Genomic DNA, 20,754 nt, shown 5'->3' with positions numbered 1-20,754 from the left:
AATATCAATTTCCGCCTTACATAATTCCAAGAATTTTTCCGACTAGCATGCCGAAATAGGTTCCGAGGAACGAGCCGATTAATGCCATGATGACACCAACTGGAATCAAGGTCCGACTATATGCAGCCGCAAGCATTGGTGCTGATGCCATGCCGCCAATATTGGCAAGACTGGCGATGCCGAGTGTGAATAAATCATATTTAAATAACTTCGCCAGCAGCAGCATGATAACCAAATGAAACAGCATAATCAGAAAGCCAGAAACGAGATAAATCGGAGCCTGGGCAATCTGTGAAAAATCCGATTGAGAAGCAATTAATGCCACGATAATATACAACATCACATTGGAAACATCGAGTGCACCAGGAATACGGGAAACCGGTGTCTGACCAAGAATTAAGCCTACAACAGAAGCGATTAAAATGGTCCAAGTTGTTGAACTGAACACGTCTCCCAATGCTGGCAAATGGTCGCCGGCAAATGTAGCAAGCGCAGAAACGAGTAACCCAATTCCAAGAAGATACATAATATGCTTAAACTCAGGTCTTTGATCAATTTGCTGTGTTGCTGCACTTTCTTCCAGTCCATTTTCCATTAAAGCCGTATCCGCCTTTGTCCAGCGATTAAATGCACCTGCAAACGGAACTAGCCAGAACATGAACATTACCCATACTGCATAATTAATTGTATCCATCATTAGAACATAGCCAAAAATATTTTCCGGAACTTTAAGAATATCCTGCAACGCAACCATATTCGCTGAGCCACCAGTCCAGCTTCCTGCAAGCGCACCGAAAGCACGCCATGTATCTTCCACATAAAACGATTGAAAAATTGCATAAACAATAACAAAACCAAACATAATACTGACCACTGCTACAAGATAACCGCCCAGCATCCGCGGTCCAAGCTTGATAATACTGCGAATATCACATTTCAGCAGCATGATCATCAGCATCGCCGGAAGCAGTGCACCTTTCACATTGGTATACGCAGCCTCCGTAGCATCATTATCAAACAAACCAATTGTCTGTAGGAATGCTGCCCCAATATAAATAAGCACAATCCCCGGAATAAATTTAAAGAAACGATTAGAGTTAAATTTATTTTCAACTCCCACCATCAAAGCAGCCAGCGCCACCAGGATAGCGATATACAAAAAGCCATCTGTAATCATTTTCTTCCCCCTTTGATGAATGAAAAAATCCAGCCCAACAAATGATTGTTAGGCTGGATTCTGACTAGGTTTATGTAGTCAAAGCAGCTTTTGCTTGCTCATATTTATTTTTGGCATCATGGAATGCAACAATAAGCGCTTTTTGCGAAGAACCCTGATACCGTTTGCGAACATTCTCCTCAATATTACCATCATATACAGAACGCCCGATAAATAAGGAACGCACAAACTGATTCGTCAATTGGATGGTCGAGGAACATTCACTATCAACAATTTCATCATTGGTAACATTAATCACCAACGCCAAGAAAAATTGGCTATACTTTTTTGTAATCGGATTATTCTGTGGTGCCTTCGCATCCCCAATTACATAGATGGTAATCTGATTATACAATTATACAATCTCCTTCAACACACTACAGACGATACAAGGGACCAACAAGGGAAACTTGCAGTAGCTTGTTTCATGCGAGCGCTTACAGGTAATTATATTAATAATATAACATTTCAAAAATTGACCGTCAATGGAATGTTTTTCATTCGACAAAATTCGGGGAGTGACAGGCACCCCAGATAATTTGCAACCGATAAATCGCCGCCCTTAAATTTGGCCTCAATTTCCGATATATATTTTTTCATTGTCCGCAAATCTTCTTTCGTTTGTTCAAGTTGCGAAGTTTCACGGTCATCAAGATTTTTATTTTACTTACGATACAACAATTCATCATCAGATGAGTAAGCCTCATAAGTGATTTTTCCTTTTAAAGGTTTTTCACTATAATTAAAATACCAATCTTTGCTATCATTCATGGTTTTAAATATGCTTTGGATATTATTGACTTAAGAACCACTAAATGGTTGATTTCCCCTGCGAATTTGGCAGCCAACAGCCTATGAGGTCACCATCCACTTCATCTCTACCGAACCGTATACAAATGAAAGAAGCATATGTTGCAACATACTTCCACATGATAGATCGCCGTTATGTTACAATATTCATTAGAATTCTAATTTCATTCCCGATACAATAATTCATTATCGGATGAATAAGCTTCATAGATGATTTTGCCCTTTAACGGTTTTTCACTATAATTAAAGTACAGTCTGTAATAATTAGAATCATCATTTTCATTTATTATAGTTTTATTAAAATGAACCTTTTGATTATTTTCATCATGTACAATAAAATGATCAATATCTTCATCTTGTGAAATAATTAAAATAATGTCTAGCCCTTCTTCTCCTTTAATTTGAAATGTCACTTTTTTGGCAACGAAAGGCTTTTCGTTTAATTCATCCGTTATATATGCTTCATCGGTTATCGACCATCCCCAAAACCCCTTTAAAAGGCATACATATGAAAGCTATTGTTTGTATGTAAAACAGCATATCCTTTTTGTTTATCAATAAATCTTTTAATAACCGTTTGCCCGTCCTTGTCTTCCAATGTATCCCAAGCAGTAGGATTAACAATATAAACATTCCATACAAAATGTTTAAATAATAAATATAATAAATAAAGTAATGACAATCATCATATTCTTTTTTTTATTGCTATTTTTCATTATCCAATCTAACCTTTCAGCAATCTTCTACGTGCCTGGCACTCAAATAATTCGGAATAGCTCAGGTATCCGGCACGCATTATTTTATTCGATCCTAAAACTAAAGCTGTCAGGAAGTCCTTTTCTTCATCCTTTATATCCTATAAAAACAAGGAAGGTCACGGAACGCAGGATCAAGAAGTCAGTCCCCAAGTATTATGTAATTTATTTGCGCTCAAGGGTACACGCCCGACCTTCTTGAAAGTTTAACCCCTCTAAAACTATTTCATCTTGACTTATCTTTTTTATTTGATAACTGTATGATCTGCTTTTATCAAGAAATGTTATTTTGGAGCCTTTATCTCTAATGTCATATTCAAAATCTCTTTCATACGTTTCATTATAGGCAGTGACTTCATCCTTGAATTCAATGCCTTCCTCAAATGGATAACAATTTGGTTCCCCACCTATTTCCTCATCTTCATATCCCGCTGTAGCAGTCCAGTTGCCACCGATTAAATCTTCTTCCGTTACTTTTTGGCTGCATCCTATAAGCATAAAAAGGATAGGAAAAATTATGAAAAATTTTTTCAATAGTTTAACTCTCCTTTTATAAGCCATCACTAAAAATCTTACTTTCTACTAAGTTAATGATTGAATTTCATAAGGGAAGTAATGGTATTAAGATTTATAGGTTATAATTTGGCATGGTAGCGGGCTGCCAGTGGGCACGTGCCAGGCACCCAAACAATTCAGAATAGTTAAGGTGCCTGGCACGAATGACCTTCACTTAGCTTTTATTTCCTTTCCAAATAACATGACTCTCCGTCTTGAAAATCACCTATTCCGATAAATCCCATTTCATCATCACTAACTTTTGTAAGATAATAACTAAGTAAAGACTTATCTGGATCGTAAAATTCGATTACAAACCCATAATCGTTATCCTCAAGTTTGTATTCAAAATCCCTTTCATAGGCGTCGACATAAACAGTATCTTCATCCTTGAAATCCATGCCTTCATCGAAAGGGGTACAATATGGCTCCCCTCCACTTTCCCCATCCTCATACCCTGCCGTTCCAACCCAATGACCGCCGATTAAGTAATCTTCAGTCACGTCTTTGCTACAACCGGTAAGCAGAATGATAAAAAGAATAAGTAACAACTTTTTTTCATTTAAGTTCACCCTAACATATGATCAGATGAGACACGCATAATACCATTTTAATTTTCTCTTTTTACTTAAGCGGTTCTGTCACTGTCCCTCTTTTAAAATTTTCTTCATTTTCCTCTTTCCATTCGCTATACAACTTCCGAAAACGCTCTTCCTCTGAATCTTTAAATCCCTCAAAAACAACCTCATCGATATTTTCATCATTAAAATATAAAACATTTTCAGGTACCAGACCTAAAGGATATAAACATCCTGAATAATCAAACATCGTTTTTTCGCCATCCATTTCAATAATAGGTCCCCTGTTTAGAATCATTAATTTATTTGTTCCTTCTTTTAAATAGATAATTGAACCTATAGATAACATTTTGCTATTCCCCCTATATTTCTAAAGAAAATTTAGATTAGTTTATATCCTAGAACACATTTCTCCAATTACTCCCTATCCACTTTATAACCTTTGAAACCCAAACTAGACAACATGTTGCTTTTTCTTAAATTTTACTTTAGTAGTTCCCGGTACCATTGTTAGGATATTAGCTAACAATAAGCAAAACAAAAGAAACATTGAAAACAACAGCATCATCACATTACCGTGATCAATAAACATCCAAATAGTTAAAACAGCAAATATTAAAAAAGATAAATATCCTATTAGATATTGAAAAAAATATTTAATAGATTTAGGTCTAATCCATAATTTATCGATTTGTAGTTGATCCGTGTTGACAATTTTATATAAGTTTTTTCCGTTTATCTTACTTAAAAAGAAACGAAACAGAATAACCAATACTGTAAAAAAGAAAAGAATTAAGCAATTTAAAATTGTTGATGTTTCGATATTAAAAAAGTCCATCAAAGGAGTTAATAAATTTGCTAGGATTAGTGAAATCCCCGTCCCTAATGCACTAAAATAACTAGTTTTTATCTGCTTAACTTTGGGGACTTTTATTTGCTCCAAGGTTTTTTCATCATCAATTCTAAAGACGGTATTTGGAAGAAACCAGTAAGCAAAAGGAAATAAATATATCCAAAATGGTTTATCTACGTCAATAATGTAGTTTTCTCCGTTTATAATCAGAAGCTTATATCTTAACCTCATATTTTTATTTAGGTACTGAACTTCACAATCCATTAAATAATCACCGTCCCCAGTTCATTGGATTAATAAAGTCCAATCCACTTTTAATAGCCTCACCAGTGCTCTCCACTACATTGCTAAATGTTTCTTTGACTTCATTTCCAATTATATAACAACGTTTTATCTACTGAATATGCTTTAATCGTTATATTATTTGAAAATCGTTTTTCGCTGTATGCATAATATAAATATGTGTCGTTATAAGGAATCTTTCCAAAATGAATCTTCTCCATATTTTTGTCATAAGCATCAATGTCAGCGATTTCCTTATCATTTACAGTAATTAAAATGACATCTAATTTCTTATTATCTTTATATTGGATTGTTTCTCTTTTAGTGATAAACGGCTCCTCCACTGATTTAGTTGATATAAAAACGTCATCGGTTACAGACCATCCCCAAAATCCTTCCGATATGGCAGTTGCCCGAAAACCGTCTTCCAGCCTTAAAATACCGAATGAGTGCTTTCTGTCAATCTCCGTCATAAAGCTTTTTTCACCTTCTTTTTTCTCTAACGCAGCCGAATCTGTTGGATTAACGATGTATTTATCCCATACAAATTGTTGAAATAACAGTTAAGGCGAGAAGGAAAAAAGAAATCATAGCTATGTGTCTTTTATCTACAGATTTTTTTATGCGATCATAATCCCCCTATGTACATTAACCAGGATTTAAGGAACTTAATTAATATAATTTAAATAGATTCCCTTCCTATTTGCCTAAGCACCGAGGCAAAATTAAGTTTACCACGAGTTTGGTATGTATTTATTAGAGAACGGTCCCTCACGTGAGTACGTGAGTACGTGCCATGAACCCAAACAATTCAGAATAGTTCAGGTGCCTGGCACGTATTATTTACTATGCATCTGACAGCACTCTTTTTTCTTTTTCCGTTCTAAATAACACGATTTCCCTCCATCCATGGATACTTTGAAGCTATATAGACTGTGCATATTTGACATTACAGTAGGCAGTCTGCATTGCCGTGGTGGCAGCCAAAATAAATGAACTCAATCCGTGTATTCCTGTAGTAGATTCAGTACCAGCGGATAGCATATTATGTATATTCTCACTAGATGTTTTAAAGTGCCCAGGCAATATTTTTCCTCAATCCATTCTATTAGAATATTAGATTTTACTTTCGATATAACAATTCATCATCAGACGAGTAAGCCTCAAAGGTGATTTTACCTGATAAAGGAGATTCGCTGTATGCATAATGTAACTCTTTACCCTCGTCCCTAGTAGTGTCGAAGTGGATTTCATTTCCATTCTCGTCAAAGGCCAAAAAGTACGAAATGCTGTCATCCTTGGTAGTAATTAAAATAACGTCTGCTTCTTTATTATCTTTGAATTCAAATGTTTCTTTTTTAGTAACAAAATTTTCTTTACTCGATGCGTTTTGTATATATACACCACCTGTAATCGACCAGCCCCAAAAACCTTGCGATAAGGCATAGGCATGGTAACCATCCTCTGTCTCTAAAATACCGAGTGATTGCTTCTTATCAATCTCCGTAAGAAATCCTTGCTTACCTTCCCCCTTTTCTAACGCATCCGAAGCTGTTGGATTTACAATATATTCATTCCATACAAATTTTTGAAATAACAATAAGAATAAAAGAAAGATTAAAAGTGTAATTATACGATATTTCCCTTCCCATTTTTTCATTTTATATGCCCCTCTCGCAAAATCTAAGCGGAAAGTGATCAATTTAATCATCAATTTAATCCAATGTATTTAAACCAGTCCCTAGTTTAATGAAGAATTGAAAATAAATTCATCCGTTATAACACAATTCAACAGGACGTACTCTTAATCAAGGGGGAATGGAATTTTTACCAAGTGTTTGGAGTGAACTTGCTAGTATCGGGATCCTCACCCTTTTTCACAACAAACCTTACACCTTTATCCCAATTTTCTCCGTCCTTACTAATATACAAAATAACTTCCTTACTTCCTGCCTTAGGGATTTCCGCACCAAGTATATCCTTTACGTAAGGAATATTATCCTTAATCATCCATGACCCACCATACTTTCCGAAGTCCAACAATTTAGGATCTAACATACTGGTAATTTTATTAAAACCCGGTATCTTATCCGAACCTTTTTTTAAGATATATGCACTGTATACCTGCCCATAGGCCTTTGTTGCACCAGCAACATAGTAATTAAACTTTCCATGTTCCGCACTCTGTGTATAGTAGTAAAGATCCGGATTATCCTTGAATATTATAAATTTGCCATCTTCTACTGCATAGTTTATTTCTATTTCATTTTTATCAAATCTAACAGTATTATATGTTATTCCTAGGCTGTCTAAATCAGCCTCTACTCCTTTAGTAATTTCATGTTGACCATTACTGTTACCCTCAAGAACAACCTCTCCTTTTGTGATATCATTGTAATTATTTTTATTTCTATTTATTGCAATCATATTATCTATTACATTGTATCTTGTTAAGGCAAAACTTTGTGGAAACATCGACTCATAAGCGGAAATTACCTCAGCGACATCATTATTCCGTTTTTGAAAATTGAAGTCAGTTACATCATTTATAGGACCAAAAACTTCCTGTATTTTATTATAGGACCCTATACCCTTCACAGCTTCCATGTCAAAATTTCCTACTGACAAATCTCCACCCTTAAACTTAGACTCAATATCTGAAATATAATTTTTCATCGTATTTAAATCTTCTTTAACTGACTGCAATGCTTTAACTTGGGATTCATCAAGGGCATTTAATCTCTCCACAACTTTCTCCGCCTTCTTCTTCCCATCCTGAACATTATTAAGAACCTCCGAATCATCAATGCTCTTAATCGCAACCAAATCCCGCACACTATCAATGATACTATTCGCATCGTCCGTTAATGTAATTGTCTTCTTTTTTACCTTGTTAAATCCTTCTTCCACATCCTGTTCCAGAAACTGCTGTTTGACAAAACCATTTGAATTCGACTCGAACGAATCAATCGCATCTTTCATCTCTGTCAATATATTTTGGTAATCGACCATCGATTGATATAAATAAATTAAAAAGGGCTGGTGAACCTCATTGAAATAAGAGCGGATCGCCTCTCCGCCCTTCCCTTTCAGAGCTTCTTCCAGTCCATAAAAATCACGTACTCCCCGCTGCATCGCACTAATTTGATCGTAAAAGGTATCAATGTCCCAAACAGCATTATCGATCCCAGTCTCCAAGCTACTAACCTCTAAAACTTTCAATGCAAGTACCTCCTAATCCATGCGCAATATCTATAAATGCATAGTGGTCTTATATATAAAACACATAAGACTAATCGGTCATCTCGATTGCTTCTGCCACCTGTTTTTCCTTCTCCAGAAAATCATCAACTGCTTCATCCGCTGCTTGAACATTATTCAGAAACAGCGCTTTAAACTGACTGAGCAGCTCATCATAATCTTTTTTAATTTCATTGAATGTGGTAACCATATCAAGTTCGTTTTCCCCGTCGATTTCTTTTGCAAAAGTAGTCTTCAGCGCCTCTGCGGATGAACGTAAATCAGCGATGCCCTTATCGATCTTATCGGGCTGAAGCTTAATTTCATTACTCATAATTGATTTTCACCTCCAATTACAATGCTGCTGATAATGCCGCTAGCCGCGCTTCAAGTGACGAAATAGTGCTTTCCAGGCTTGCTATTTCCTGTTCCACTATTGCAATCTGATCACTTATTTTCCCCTCTGCAGCACTAATTTGTTCATTTGGGATCGCAACAAAGCTTGCCTGCAAACCATCTTCTCTAAACTCATCTAAGTCACTGGCATTTTCACCATGAAAAGTTTTAGCCGTAAACTCAGGCTTCAGACATATTCCTTTCGATTCAATAAAGTCGCTCTTATTCATTCCCAACTCGGACAAGGCCTTTTCTAAACGTCTTAATTCTTCCTGCTTCTCTCTTAACTGTATACGATATGCACTTATAAGACTCTGAATAGCCGCAAGCTGTGCACCCACTGCGCTCATGTTATCACCCCACTCGACTAATCCATTCTGCTCAATTTAGATTCTTAATTTAGGTATTTTTCTAGTAATTTAAGCATACTTGAATATAAGCTTATTTTGCAGGGTATTTTGTGCCATTTTACACAAAAAAAGAAGAAAACCTTTAAGTTAAAAATTAGGTAAAAAGAACTGTGTGCGGGACATGGGGACAGGTTTGTTGTCCCGGTTGGGTTTGCTTGATAATACGGGGTTTTTGACCGGGACAAGGGACCTGTCCCCATGTCCCAGGGTTCCCATGACCCGTGCATTCGACAAAATTCGGGGAGTGACAGGCACCCACCCAAAAAAACGGCGGGACGAGGAAATCCGTTCCCTCGTCCCGCCTAGATACCAAACCCTCTTCTACGGCTGCACTGATGTACTTATATTAACTACTTTAACTGCCTGATTACCATTTTCATCCGTATTCCATCCATCTGCTAGAGTAATAGTATCTTCAAAAATATCTCCACCTGGATTATAATCTTCTGCATATTCAATAGAATTGGCATCTGCATCACTTACCTGTAAATGTAATGTGTATGTGCCGTCTGTTTCCTTTTCAATAAGATACTGCTGTGGACCATCCGGCTCTTCACCATTTGCCACTGTATAAGTACCTCCACTTAACGCAACAGGACCTTGCCCATTAGTATACGTAATTTTAGTGAAATCAAATGTTGAACCCCCTTCATATCCAGTTATTCCTTTTATCTCAAGTTTATTATATTGCGGTAAATATCCCACAGATGCAGATGTCAACGAGATGGTATTCACATCATCTTTAGATGTAAATATTGCATTTGCTGATGCTGGATGACCTTTTTTATCTGCCAGGTTATACATTACTTTTACTTGATTTCCAGCAGCTGCTTTTAAATAGACCTTCGCTTCGTCTAGACTCATTGCTTCATTTGTTGAGACATTCAAGTAGGATACATTGATATCACTTGTAGTAAGATCATCTACATCATCACTAACTGTTATCCCTGATAAAGGATCCCAACTATCGACTTTGGATAGCCCAATAGTATTATTACTAACACCCGCGATGGTTGGTGCTTGGTCTTCATCTTCATAAGGGGTAACATCCGCTTTTGTAATACTTAGATCATCTGCAACTGTAACGCTAATTGTTGCTTCATTACCTTTACTATCTTTTACAGTTATCGTTACATCGCCTGCTCCTACCGCAGTGATAGTTACACCCTCCGCTGTCTTATCTACTTCCGCTACAGCGTTATCACTTGTGGTTACAGTTTCTGCTGTTAATCCCAACTCTGTATTAGTAACATTTTTTGTATCTACTTCTGGTGCTTCACCTTCGTCTACAATTTTTGCATTTTCAAACGTTTCTATTGCATTGTTTAATGCTGTGAATGCATGATCCACTTCATCTTGCGTGGCACTTGAATTTCCTGCTACATCCTGCGCCTCTTCAATAGCCGCTTTTAAGACATCTATTGCATCAGCTGGATAGTCCTTATCTGGCATTGCATGATCCACTTTATTTTGCGCGTTATAAATTGTGTGCAAAAGTTTTCCAGTGTTTACTTTATCCGCCCTTTCCAAACCTTCTATTGCAGTATTCAATGCTGCAGTTGCTTCGCTGACTTGTGATTGTGCCGCTTTTGTATCATTATTTACGGATTTGGCTGTAGACACTTTTTCCTGCAATGCTTTCCAGCTTTCAGACGTATAATTATCTTCCGTTAAGGTGCTGGTGAAAGCTAATACAGATTGTAATCCGGTTTTATCTACTTTGACTACTTCCTTTTCAAAGGCCGCAATAGCATCCTTCAAAGTTTTCTCAGCATCATTAATGGTATCTTGGTCTACATCGGAATCAGTCACTACAGCTTTGGCATCGGTAATTGCTTTTTCCAAGACCTTTACTGCTTTTTCTGAATAGTTGCCATCTGCTTCCCCAATCGTGGCACGGTCCAATTTGTCCTGCGCTTTGTAAATAACAAGCAATAGATCAACGGTATTTGCTTTTTCCGTTTCTTTTAATTCCAAACCTTTAATAGCTTCATTCAAATTGGAAAGTACAGTGTTAACCTCTTTTTGGCTCGCACCTTTATTACTATCAACTTCATTGGCTTCTGATAAAGCAGTTGACAAAGCAGCCCAAGTACCTTCTGTATAATTTGCCTTATCAAGCGTGTTTGCAAATGCTAGTGCGGTTTGCAATCCTGTTTTATCCACTTTCACGACTTGCTTATCAAAAGCCGCAATAGCTTCACTCAATTCTTTCTCAGCATCGTCAACAACTGACTGTTTGGCTTCAGAATTATTCGCTGCTGCTTTAGCATTATCAACAGCTGTTTGCAATGCTTCTACAGCTTCTTTAGGGTAGTTGCCATTTGCAGCCCCAATCGTGGCGCGGTCCAATTTGTCTTGAGCCTTATAAATGGTTAGCAATAGATCTGTGGTACTGACATTTTCTGTATCAGCTAACTTTAGACCTCTAATAGCATCACTTAATGTTGCATGTGCGCCATCTACTTCCTCCTGCGTCACAGCAGCTTTCGTCTCCACATTTTCAGCGTCAATTAACGCTGTTTGCAATGCTGACCAAGTTTCAGATGTGTAATTTGATTGTATGAGCGACCTTCCAAGATCAATTGTATTTCCTAGTGCTGTTCTATCTACTGTTACGACTTGCCCATAAAAATTTTCCACTGCTTTTTCGAGTGTCCGTTTTGCCAAATTAACATCTAATTGCGTGGAATCTTCCTTATTAACCACATCTTCAGCCGTTTTTATCGCATCATTTAACTCATCAATGGCTGATTGCGGGTAGTTGCCTTCCTCGTTACCAGCTACAGCATTTTTCGCCTTATCTTTAGCAGCGAAAATGCTATATGACAAATCAAGTTTGTTAACTGCCGGTGTGTCATCTAGCACTAAGTCGTTGATTGCGGCATTCAAATTATGTTGTGCCTCATCCAAATCAGCCTGTGACGCATCAGCCGAATCTACCAAATCCATCGCATCTGCTAGTGCGGTTTGTAGTGCTTTCCAGCTGTCTATCTCGTATTTACTTTCATCTAATTGTTTTGCATAAGCAATTGCAGTACCCAAACCTGTTCGATCAACTTTCACGACCTGCGCTTCAAATTTTTCTACTGCTTTTTCCAATGTTGTAATGGCAAGGTCAACATCTAATTGGGATGAAGGATCTTCAAAAACTGCTTCTGCAACTTGTATCGCATCATTCAAATTTTCTTTGGCCGCTTCCGGATATTTCCCATCCGTATCACCTGTTTCAGCTTCATCGTATTTCTTTTCAGCTGAATCTATAGCGATTCCCAAATATATTTTATTGATATCCTCAGATGGTTTCAGATTTCGAATAGCAGCACGCAAATTAGCGCGAGCCAGATCAATTTGAGCCTGTGTTACCGCTGGCTCGGATTCTACATCTTTCGCTTTTGTTAACGCCTGTTGTAAAACTTCCCATCCGTCTGCTTCATAATCATCCTTTTCTAGGGGCTCCGCTTGATCAATGGTAATACCTAATGCTGTTTTATCCACTACTACTTTGGCTGCATTAAATACATCCATTGCTGTTTGCAAGTCTGCTACCGCTTTGTCAACCTCATCTTGTGTTACATCATTCTTATTAAATGTAGCACGTGCTTTGCCAATTGCTTCCTTTAATGCAGTAACTGCTGATTTTGGATAGTCACCATGCACATTTCCTATTGTCGCCCCATCTACTGCGGCTTGTGCATTGGAGATAGCCAAAATAAGATCCACTTTATCTATTGTAGGAGGTGTTTCATTCTCCAAATTTTGAATAGCATCATTTAACGCTGCATACGCCTCGTTTACATCCTCTTGAGATACATTGCTATCATTATTTACACGATCTGCCTCATCCAGCGCACTTACCAAATTGCCCCAACTATCTTTCGTATAATTCTTTTCATTAAGCACACTTGCAAGGGTAATGGCTGTACCTAATGCGTCCTTCACAACCACAACTTTAGAGGCATTAAATTTATCTACCGCGGTATTTAGCCGATCGATAGCTTTTTCAACTTCTTCCTCTGTAGCATCTTTATCGTCAGCTACAGCCCGTGCTGCAGCAATCGCATCTTCCAAAGCTGTAATAGCCTCTTCTGGATAATTGCCATCAGCCGCACCTGGTTCTGCCGCTTCAACTTTTTCTTGAGCCTCATCAATGGCCGATTGCAGTTCCGTCTTATCCACTTCGATTGTCGCGGTGATATTGGTTTTTGCCACGATGGAAGAGGTGTTATCATGTACGTCTTCTGTTACAAAATAGAAATCGTAACCTTTTCCAGGATTCAGACCTGTAATTGTTCTAAATTGATTATCATTTACATCCACATAATCGATAGTCCCGGCGCCAACCGCTTCCTCATCCTTGCTATTTTCACCAGCTTTTACTTGTTCCACGCTTGGTGCGCTTTCTCCTGCTGGCTGTACTACATAATAAACTTTACCTGGTTCGTTCAATCCGACAAGTAAATCAAGTTCGCCGGCTTTATCACCAGGCGTAATTTCCGACACTACTAGTTCCGGTGCAGTCTTATCCGGACCCGCAAAATCAAATGTAAAATTCCCTGATCTAATGTTTTCTGAAGCATTATTTACATATTCTTTGCTGATCGTAATACTGGCATCATGTACATCATCATTGTCTGAGTGATGTTTAGCCTGACCGGAAAAAGAAATTGTTAACGTCGTATCGCTATCACGCGTAACATGCTTCCGTAGTCCATCAGGCAAATGATTAACTTCTACTCCTTCTACCACATCTTCTTTAAAAGTACCTCCCGTGATCGTGATCTCTAATGTATCAGAAATACTGCCATCATTAGCTGTGGCTTCGGATACGATATAATGGTCTAAAGCTATGCCGACTTCTTTAACGGTACTGCTTGACTTCACTTTTACTGGCTGACCTTCTTTTGGTGAACCTGTCTTAGCTACTGGTGTCACTTCAAAAGAGATAGTGTGTCCTTTATCCGCTTCTGTTAATTTATACGTTTTAGCATTGGCGCCTGTAATCGGGGATCCATCACGATACCATTGATATATACTGACTCCCTCAAGATCATCATCTGCATCATTGTAGATGTAAGTCCCTGTTAGCGCTTGCCCAACAGATAATGCACCTGTGATACTCACGTTACTTACTGTCGGTGCTGATCCCTCCGCTGCTTGAACTTCTGACGTAAAAGCTTCAACCGTTTTACCAACTGTCACATCACCTGTTGCCGCTTTTGGCGTTACTTTAAAGGTAATGACTTTGCCTTCATCTTTATTTGTTAACGTATATGTCTGTTTGGTCGCTCCTTCAATAGGTTTACCATCACGGTACCACTGGAAGGTTGTTCCCGATTCCTTATCGCCATCTGCATCAAGGTACTTGTATTGGCCTTTTAGCTCATTTCCGACCACCGGACTGCCTGCACCTTCAATGGTAACATCCTGTGCTACTGGTGCACTGCTCTTCGCTGCAGCAACAGCGCCATTTGAATATACATGCTGTGTTTCTCCCTCTTTAGGTGTCCCTGTTTTAGCTACCGGTGTCACTTTAAATATAAGATATTTTCCTTCATCATCAGCCGTTAAGGTATAACTTTTTTCATTTGCACCTTGGATGTGTTCCGGATTTTTGTCATTTGCATCCTCCGCCCGGTACCATTGATAAATACTGTTGCCTTCCTCATCATCATCTGCATCTGAAAATTCATAGTATCCTGTCACTGTTGCCCCAACTTGAAGTGCGCCTTCCATTACTAATTTATCCGCAACTGGTGCATCTCCTGCTTTTGGAGAAACAGCATTTGTATTTGCGGAAAAAGTCTCTGTCCCTTCTTTGACGTCACCGGTTGCCGTTTTTGGTGTCACACTGAAACGGATTTGTTTACCTTCGTCAGCACGTGTCAGTGTGTATTCCAAATCATTCGCGCCAGGAATAGCTTCTTCCCCACGGTACCATTGGAAAACAGATCCTGCTTCTTTGTCTCCATCGGCATCCACATATTCATATGTTGCTTTTAATGTTTTTCCAACAGTAGGTATGCCTGTCACCTGGATGTTTTTGGCTGTTGGCGCACTACCATTTGCCGCATCAATTGTTTTACTAGATGCAACACTTGCAGCCTCACCTGTTTTATTTGTCCCTGTTTTAGAAACCGGAGTGACTTCAAACCAAATATATTTGCCTTCATCTTTTGTGGTTAATGTATAGGCTTGATCTGTCGCGCCCTTTATAACTGTTTTATTTTCACCCTTCACATCATCAGCATCTGCACGATACCACTGGTAGGTACTTACTCCTTCCTCATCACCATCTGCATCCCCAAATGTATAATGACCTGTCAATGTTCCGCCAACTGTATGGGTACCATTGATGGACAAATCGTTTGCCTTTGGAGCTACACCATCCGCTGCTTGAACCTTTGCAGTCTCTTTTCCAACTGTATCACCGATATTATTTTTGCCTGTAGCAGATACCGGTGTTACTTTAAAGGTAATATTTTTGCCTTCATCTTCCTTCGTCAACGTATAAGTAAGGGAATTTGCACCATCAATTTGTTTACCATCACGATACCACTGGTAAATACTTGCCCCTTCTTTGTTCCCATCCACATCTGCAAACTGATAGGATGCAGTTAATGTATCACCAACAACTGGATGGTTATCCTTGTCAATTTGTACATTGCTGGCTGTTGGTGCGTGATCAATCACAGCAGGGGAAATGGCTACACTGGTTACTTCCGATGCTGGACTGCCTTCTTTTTCTTTTCCGGTTGCAGTGCGCGGAGTGACTTCAAACCAAATATATTTGCCTTCATCTTCCGGTTGTAACGTATAAGTTTCTTTCGTTGCCCCATCAATCGTTTCCTTGGCACCATTTGGCGACACACTGCGATACCACTGAAAAGTAGTTCCCTGCTCAGCATCTCCATCGGCATCATAAAAATCAAATGAACCCGTCAATTTCGCACCGACTGTATAGGCCCCTGTAATCGAAACTTCTTTAGCTACTGGTGCAGACCCTTGCGCTGCGGAAATCAGACCTTTTGTTCCAGCACTAATCTTTTCTCCCTCAGATGGTTCTCCTGTCTTGGATACTGGAGTAACAGAAAAACTGATATACTTGCCTTCATCCGCTGTTGTCAGTTTATAAGATTTCGAAGTCGCTCCTGAAATGGCAACTTGATTCTTCCCACTGACATTATCAGCACGATACCATTGGTACTTAGAAGCACCTTCTGCATCCCCATCCGCATCTGAAAAGGTATACGTTGCTTTTAATTCACCACCAACGATTTCCGGTCCATCGATTTGCAATCCCGAAACGGCGGGCGCTTTGCCATTGGAAGGTCCAATAGAACCAGACGATTTGACGACAACCGCTTCCCCTTCCTTAGGCGTACCTGTTGCTGCAACAGGTATTACTTTAAAGCTGATAAATTTGCCTTCATCATCTGCAGTAAGTTTGTAGCTCTTATTATTTGCACCTGTAATTGCTTCTGCATTCGTTCCAGCAGCATGATCACTGCGATACCATTGATACAGTGATTTACCTTCCGCATCATCATCGGCATCTGAAAAATCATACGAAACACTTAATGTTTCACCAACGTTTTCCGAACCTTTCATCAGGACATTTTTCGCAATCGGTGCATTGCCTGATTTCGCTGTAATTTTTCCAGTTGTTGCCGATTGCGCTGGTTTCCCTTCCAGCTGATTTCCTGTCTTGGCAACTGGTGTAACCTCAAATGTTACATATTTTCCTTCATCAGCAGCCGTCAAGGTATAACCCAATGCGTTTGCACCATCTATTGCTTCCTTTTTATCTCCGGATGAAGTATCTGAACGGTACCACTGGTAACGCGTTTTCCCTTCTTTATCCCCATCCTCGTCATAATAGTTATAAGAAGAAGTCAGGGTACTACCGACTTTTTCCGTTCCGCTGATGACGACATTTTTCGCTACAGGGGCTGATGTTAATACCTCACCGCTTGCTACGCGCATTGTATTATAAAGCAAGCTGGCAAACTGCGCCCGTGTAATGGGTGCTTGTGGATCAAAATAACGATCTCCCGCCTGATTCAATATTCCGATAGAAATACCGTGTTGTGCCAAAACCTTAACATTTTCTCGATGGGAACCATCCACTTTCTTCATATCCACAAAAGCCACAGGAGTGTCCGTTGGCTCTAAATGAAAAGCCTTCACAAGAATCGTTGCTGTTTGTTCTCGGGTAATACTGGTATTTGGAGCAAAGTAGCCATGCGCCCCTTTGAATATGCCTTCATGTGTAACAGCAGCGATTTGTTTTGCATAAACCATACTTTCATCTACATCACGATAATGTGAGATGATTTCGGAAAAATTGGGTGGCGTTTGCAATTTCTTCGCATTAACTAGGATGGTTGCTACATGTTCGCGTGAAATGTGTTCATATGGACGAAACGTTTTATCCCCGTAACCAAAAATGATTTGCTGCTTCACCAATGCCATGGTAGCTTCATAGCCGCTCTGTCCAGGACCAAAATCCATAAAATGTGTTGCAGCAGAAGCTGGCGTTACTGCACTAACTGCCACAGTCGTTGTTGCCAATCCTGCTAAAAATAATTTACGATTATGCTTCTTATTTTTGTTTGACATTCGTACTCCTCCTTCATTTACTATGCTTCTTTCTATATTTCTTCGTTTAATTGTTCAATTGTACGATTTAACTCGTCCTCCTTGCGCTACGAAATAAAGCAGCCAGATCCCCTGCCCATATGTTGTAATTTAACAAAAAAATAGAAATATTCACCCTATCCAAAGATAGGTTTTTGGTACTAAAGGTGGTTGGTTTTTATGATTGATTGTGACTTTCCCATAGGATTACATTAAAAAATCCCCCACATGGTGGGAGATTTTTATCTCAAATCGTTTCACCCAAGCAAGGCAATTTTTCTGGCATGTGCCAATGCTTGTGTCCTATTTTTCACTTGTAGTTTTGCATAAATATTATGGTTATAACTTTTTACCGTGCCAATCGTAATAAAAAGTTTGTTAGCAATTTCCTTGTTGGTTAATCCCTTTTCTAAAAGTTCAAGCACTTCCAGTTCCCTGTTTGTCAACGGTTCAATAAGGGATTGGTTGGAATGATTGACTGCTGGGCCAAATTCTTCATCAAACAGAAGCAATAATCGAGACAGATACGCCCCTTTTTTATTTCGGCTATAACTAATAAATAGTTTCTGTGCAGGCTCGCCTTCATCCAAAAATGTACGCACATATCCGTCCGGTTCCGCCAAATCAAGCACCCGATCCAACAATTGGCAAGCCTCATTTTTCTTTCCTGTCTCATGCATCATCAAACTTTTTATAAAAAGCATTTTGATGGTGGAGGCTAAGCGATCATCGGCTTTTGCATTAGTAATGAGTTTATCCAGCAATGCGATGGCCTCTTCAGTTCTACCGACAGCATGAAGGGATCTAGCGTAAATGGTATATGGATAAGTTTTAGCATTCATCACGCTATCGTCAGAATGCAATTGTTTTGTATCTAGCCACTTGTGTACCTCTGGCAGCCTTCCAGCATTTATCAGCATCTCCACCTTCAACGAATCAAGCATTTCACTCCAGTGTGGGGAAATATTCCATTCCATCAATTTTTTCTCCATTTTTTCAATCAATGGTCCTATTTCATCTTGCTGTTGCAGCGCTCTTTTCATGTTTATTGCAAGAAAATAGATGGGCATTAAAATCCCTATATTTTGATTTTCCTCTCCAATCTGTAGTCCTCTTTTGATAAAGTAATGTACGTTTTCCAGCTGGTTTCTTTCATAGTACAATTCCCCAAGTATGACAGATCCATAGCCAACAATCGGCAGACCGCTATGTTTCCAGATTTTACGTAACTGCGTATAAATCTGGTTCACTTTTGTCAGGCTTCCTTTTAAACCGAGTTCACTATGCAATAAACATGGACCGTCTTGATTTAATATCATTCCCAATTGGAAAAAACGACTATATTTTGGTTGTCTGGTGATGGAACTCCGCATATATTGCACAGCCTTGTCAGCATCTTTCGCAATAATTGCCAGATAGCCGCGGAGCACATCCATTTCTACCAAAATATGTTCAAACGATTCCCCCTTGGCACCTTTAACATACTTTTCAGTTTTTAAAAGTGTCGCCTCTGCCTTACTGTACTCCCCCGTTAAGGCAAATACCCATGTGATAATGACACATAATGAAGGGTGTGTATCCATCCATTCTTCCGGAAACCGATTCATCCACGTTTGAATCGTGGAGAATTCCCGTTTCTTGACAATTTCCGGAGCAATATTGTCAATCAGCTTGGTCGCCATCTCAAAATCTTGTGATAAAAAAGCATGGTCAATTGCTTCTTGGACAAACCCATGTTGATCCAACCAGTACGCCGCACGTTGGTGTAAAAGTAAAACATTTTCTCCCTGTTCATCAAGTAGCCGCCGTTTCAATAAATTTCTAAAAAACTGATGGTATCGATACCAATGCCCATCATGATCTAGCGGGAAAATAAAACCACTTTCCTTATGTAAAGTGACTAGGATATCATTGGCATGTTTTTCCCCTGTTACGGTCTTGCAAAGTGGCCCTGTCATTCGTTCCAAAATAGAAGTCTCCAATAGGAAATTCCTTGTTGCCGCGTTATAATTCTTTAATACTTCTTCTGTCAAATATTCGAAAATATATCTGTCAAATCCTGAAAAATACGTTAGAAATGCCGAGACATTTTTTTTCTTGCCAATCGATAATGCTAATAATTTCATCCCAACAATCCAACCTTCTGTATGCTTCTCCAGCAAATCCAGATCCGAATCCGTAAGCAAAGGGATGTCTACCTTATCAAAGAAGCATTTGATCTCCGAACGTGAAAATCGCAAATCCTCCGTATCCAGCTCCATCACAAGATCTTCCAGACGCAAACGATGTAAAGGAAGTGGTAGTAATGCACGTGATATCAACACGAGCTTCATATTTTTTGGAAGATGTGAAATTAGGTAAATCATCGCCCGATGGATAAGTGAATTTTCAATCATATGGTAATCATCTAGTACCAGAAAAAAATCAGACGGATATTTGGCAACTTCCTGAATAAGTGGAACGACAATTGATTCTGCAGATGATAATGGCATGGACTCAAGCAACGTATGTGCATTTTTCACAAGCAAGGGAACGACATCCTTCAATGCACATAAAATGTAATTCCAAAACCTAATTGGATCATTTTCTCCCAGTTCAAGCGAAACCCAACCAACTTCAAACGGTAAACCACGAATCCATTCACTAACAAGCGATGTCTTACCAAACCCAGCTGGTGCAGTAACGGTAATCACTTGCTTGCTTTTAGATTCATTCAGTATTTCCATCAGTTTTGTTCGTATGAGTGTTGTGGTAGTTTTTTGTGGCACATTTAGCTTCGTCTGTAAGATGGGAATTTGCATGGATAAAGGTCGATCGGTAACAATTTCTTTCACTTTGGTTCCCCCCATTTATCATTACATGACCGGAATTACCAACTTTAGATAGATTACAGCATTTACTTCATCTGATAAGCTAAAGCTGACAAACAGTATTTATTAATTTTTCAAATACTGCATGACAATTCCATACTGGTAACTAACATATCAACCACTGTAACAAACGAAACATTACATCATCA

General features: G+C 38.8%; 15 protein-coding genes. All 15 read right to left on the bottom strand.

Translation table 11 applies throughout. The annotated features are described in order from the left end of the window. Nucleotides 1-16: 16 nt before the first annotated feature. A complete protein-coding gene (locus ACW2QC_RS01115; RefSeq protein WP_457542132.1) occupies nt 17-1,177 on the bottom strand; it encodes a DUF819 family protein in 1,161 nt (386 codons plus the stop codon). 70 nt (nt 1,178-1,247) lie between these two features. Beyond that, nucleotides 1,248-1,571, bottom strand: a complete 324-nt coding sequence (locus ACW2QC_RS01110) for a DUF3870 domain-containing protein (protein ID WP_457542131.1) — start codon at nt 1,569-1,571, stop codon at nt 1,248-1,250. 619 nt (nt 1,572-2,190) lie between these two features. Then, entirely contained in the window at nt 2,191-2,439 is a 249-nt protein-coding gene (locus ACW2QC_RS01105; RefSeq protein WP_457542130.1) for a hypothetical protein, read from the bottom strand. A gap of 80 nt (nt 2,440-2,519) precedes the next feature. Beyond that, nucleotides 2,520-2,708 (bottom strand): hypothetical protein, encoded by a 189-nt coding sequence (locus ACW2QC_RS01100; RefSeq protein ID WP_457542129.1) that lies wholly within the window; start codon nt 2,706-2,708, stop codon nt 2,520-2,522. Between the two features lie 238 nt (nt 2,709-2,946). Next, the gene (locus ACW2QC_RS01095; protein WP_457542128.1) at nt 2,947-3,315 is read right to left on the bottom strand and encodes a hypothetical protein; all 369 of its coding nucleotides are present in this window, start codon (nt 3,313-3,315) and stop codon (nt 2,947-2,949) included. Between the two features lie 203 nt (nt 3,316-3,518). After that, nucleotides 3,519-3,839, bottom strand: coding sequence for a hypothetical protein (locus ACW2QC_RS01090; RefSeq protein WP_457542127.1), 321 nt, complete (start codon nt 3,837-3,839; stop codon nt 3,519-3,521). Between the two features lie 121 nt (nt 3,840-3,960). Beyond that, nucleotides 3,961-4,263, bottom strand: a complete 303-nt coding sequence (locus ACW2QC_RS01085) for a DUF4176 domain-containing protein (protein ID WP_457542126.1) — start codon at nt 4,261-4,263, stop codon at nt 3,961-3,963. A gap of 105 nt (nt 4,264-4,368) precedes the next feature. Further along, nucleotides 4,369-5,031, bottom strand: a complete 663-nt coding sequence (locus ACW2QC_RS01080; RefSeq protein ID WP_457542125.1) for a DUF443 family protein — start codon at nt 5,029-5,031, stop codon at nt 4,369-4,371. A 101-nt stretch (nt 5,032-5,132) separates the two neighbouring features. Next, complete coding sequence (locus tag ACW2QC_RS01075) at nt 5,133-5,522, bottom strand: hypothetical protein (RefSeq protein WP_457542124.1); 390 nt, start codon at nt 5,520-5,522, stop codon at nt 5,133-5,135. 650 nt (nt 5,523-6,172) lie between these two features. Then, complete coding sequence (locus ACW2QC_RS01070; RefSeq protein ID WP_457542123.1) at nt 6,173-6,709, bottom strand: hypothetical protein; 537 nt, start codon at nt 6,707-6,709, stop codon at nt 6,173-6,175. Nucleotides 6,710-6,876: 167 nt separating this feature from the next. Further along, complete coding sequence (locus ACW2QC_RS01065) at nt 6,877-8,271, bottom strand: ribonuclease YeeF family protein (RefSeq protein ID WP_457542122.1); 1,395 nt, start codon at nt 8,269-8,271, stop codon at nt 6,877-6,879. 70 nt (nt 8,272-8,341) lie between these two features. Continuing rightward, nucleotides 8,342-8,623 carry a YwqI/YxiC family protein gene (locus tag ACW2QC_RS01060; RefSeq protein ID WP_457542121.1) on the bottom strand — a complete coding sequence of 94 codons (282 nt, stop codon included), beginning with the start codon at nt 8,621-8,623 and terminating at the stop codon, nt 8,342-8,344. Nucleotides 8,624-8,642: 19 nt separating this feature from the next. Beyond that, complete coding sequence (locus ACW2QC_RS01055; RefSeq protein ID WP_457542120.1) at nt 8,643-9,035, bottom strand: YwqH-like family protein; 393 nt, start codon at nt 9,033-9,035, stop codon at nt 8,643-8,645. A 381-nt stretch (nt 9,036-9,416) separates the two neighbouring features. Then, nucleotides 9,417-17,717, bottom strand: coding sequence for an S-layer homology domain-containing protein (locus tag ACW2QC_RS01050; RefSeq protein ID WP_457542119.1), 8,301 nt, complete (start codon nt 17,715-17,717; stop codon nt 9,417-9,419). Nucleotides 17,718-17,992: 275 nt separating this feature from the next. Beyond that, on the bottom strand, nt 17,993-20,569 hold the full coding sequence (locus tag ACW2QC_RS01045) for a LuxR C-terminal-related transcriptional regulator (protein WP_457542118.1): 2,577 nt from the start codon (nt 20,567-20,569) through the stop codon (nt 17,993-17,995). Nucleotides 20,570-20,754: the final 185 nt, after the last annotated feature.

It is taken from the genome of Virgibacillus sp. FSP13 (assembly GCF_054048505.1).
The sequence above is the reverse complement of the archived record's forward strand: the minus strand, read 5'-3'. Positions and strand labels throughout refer to the sequence as shown.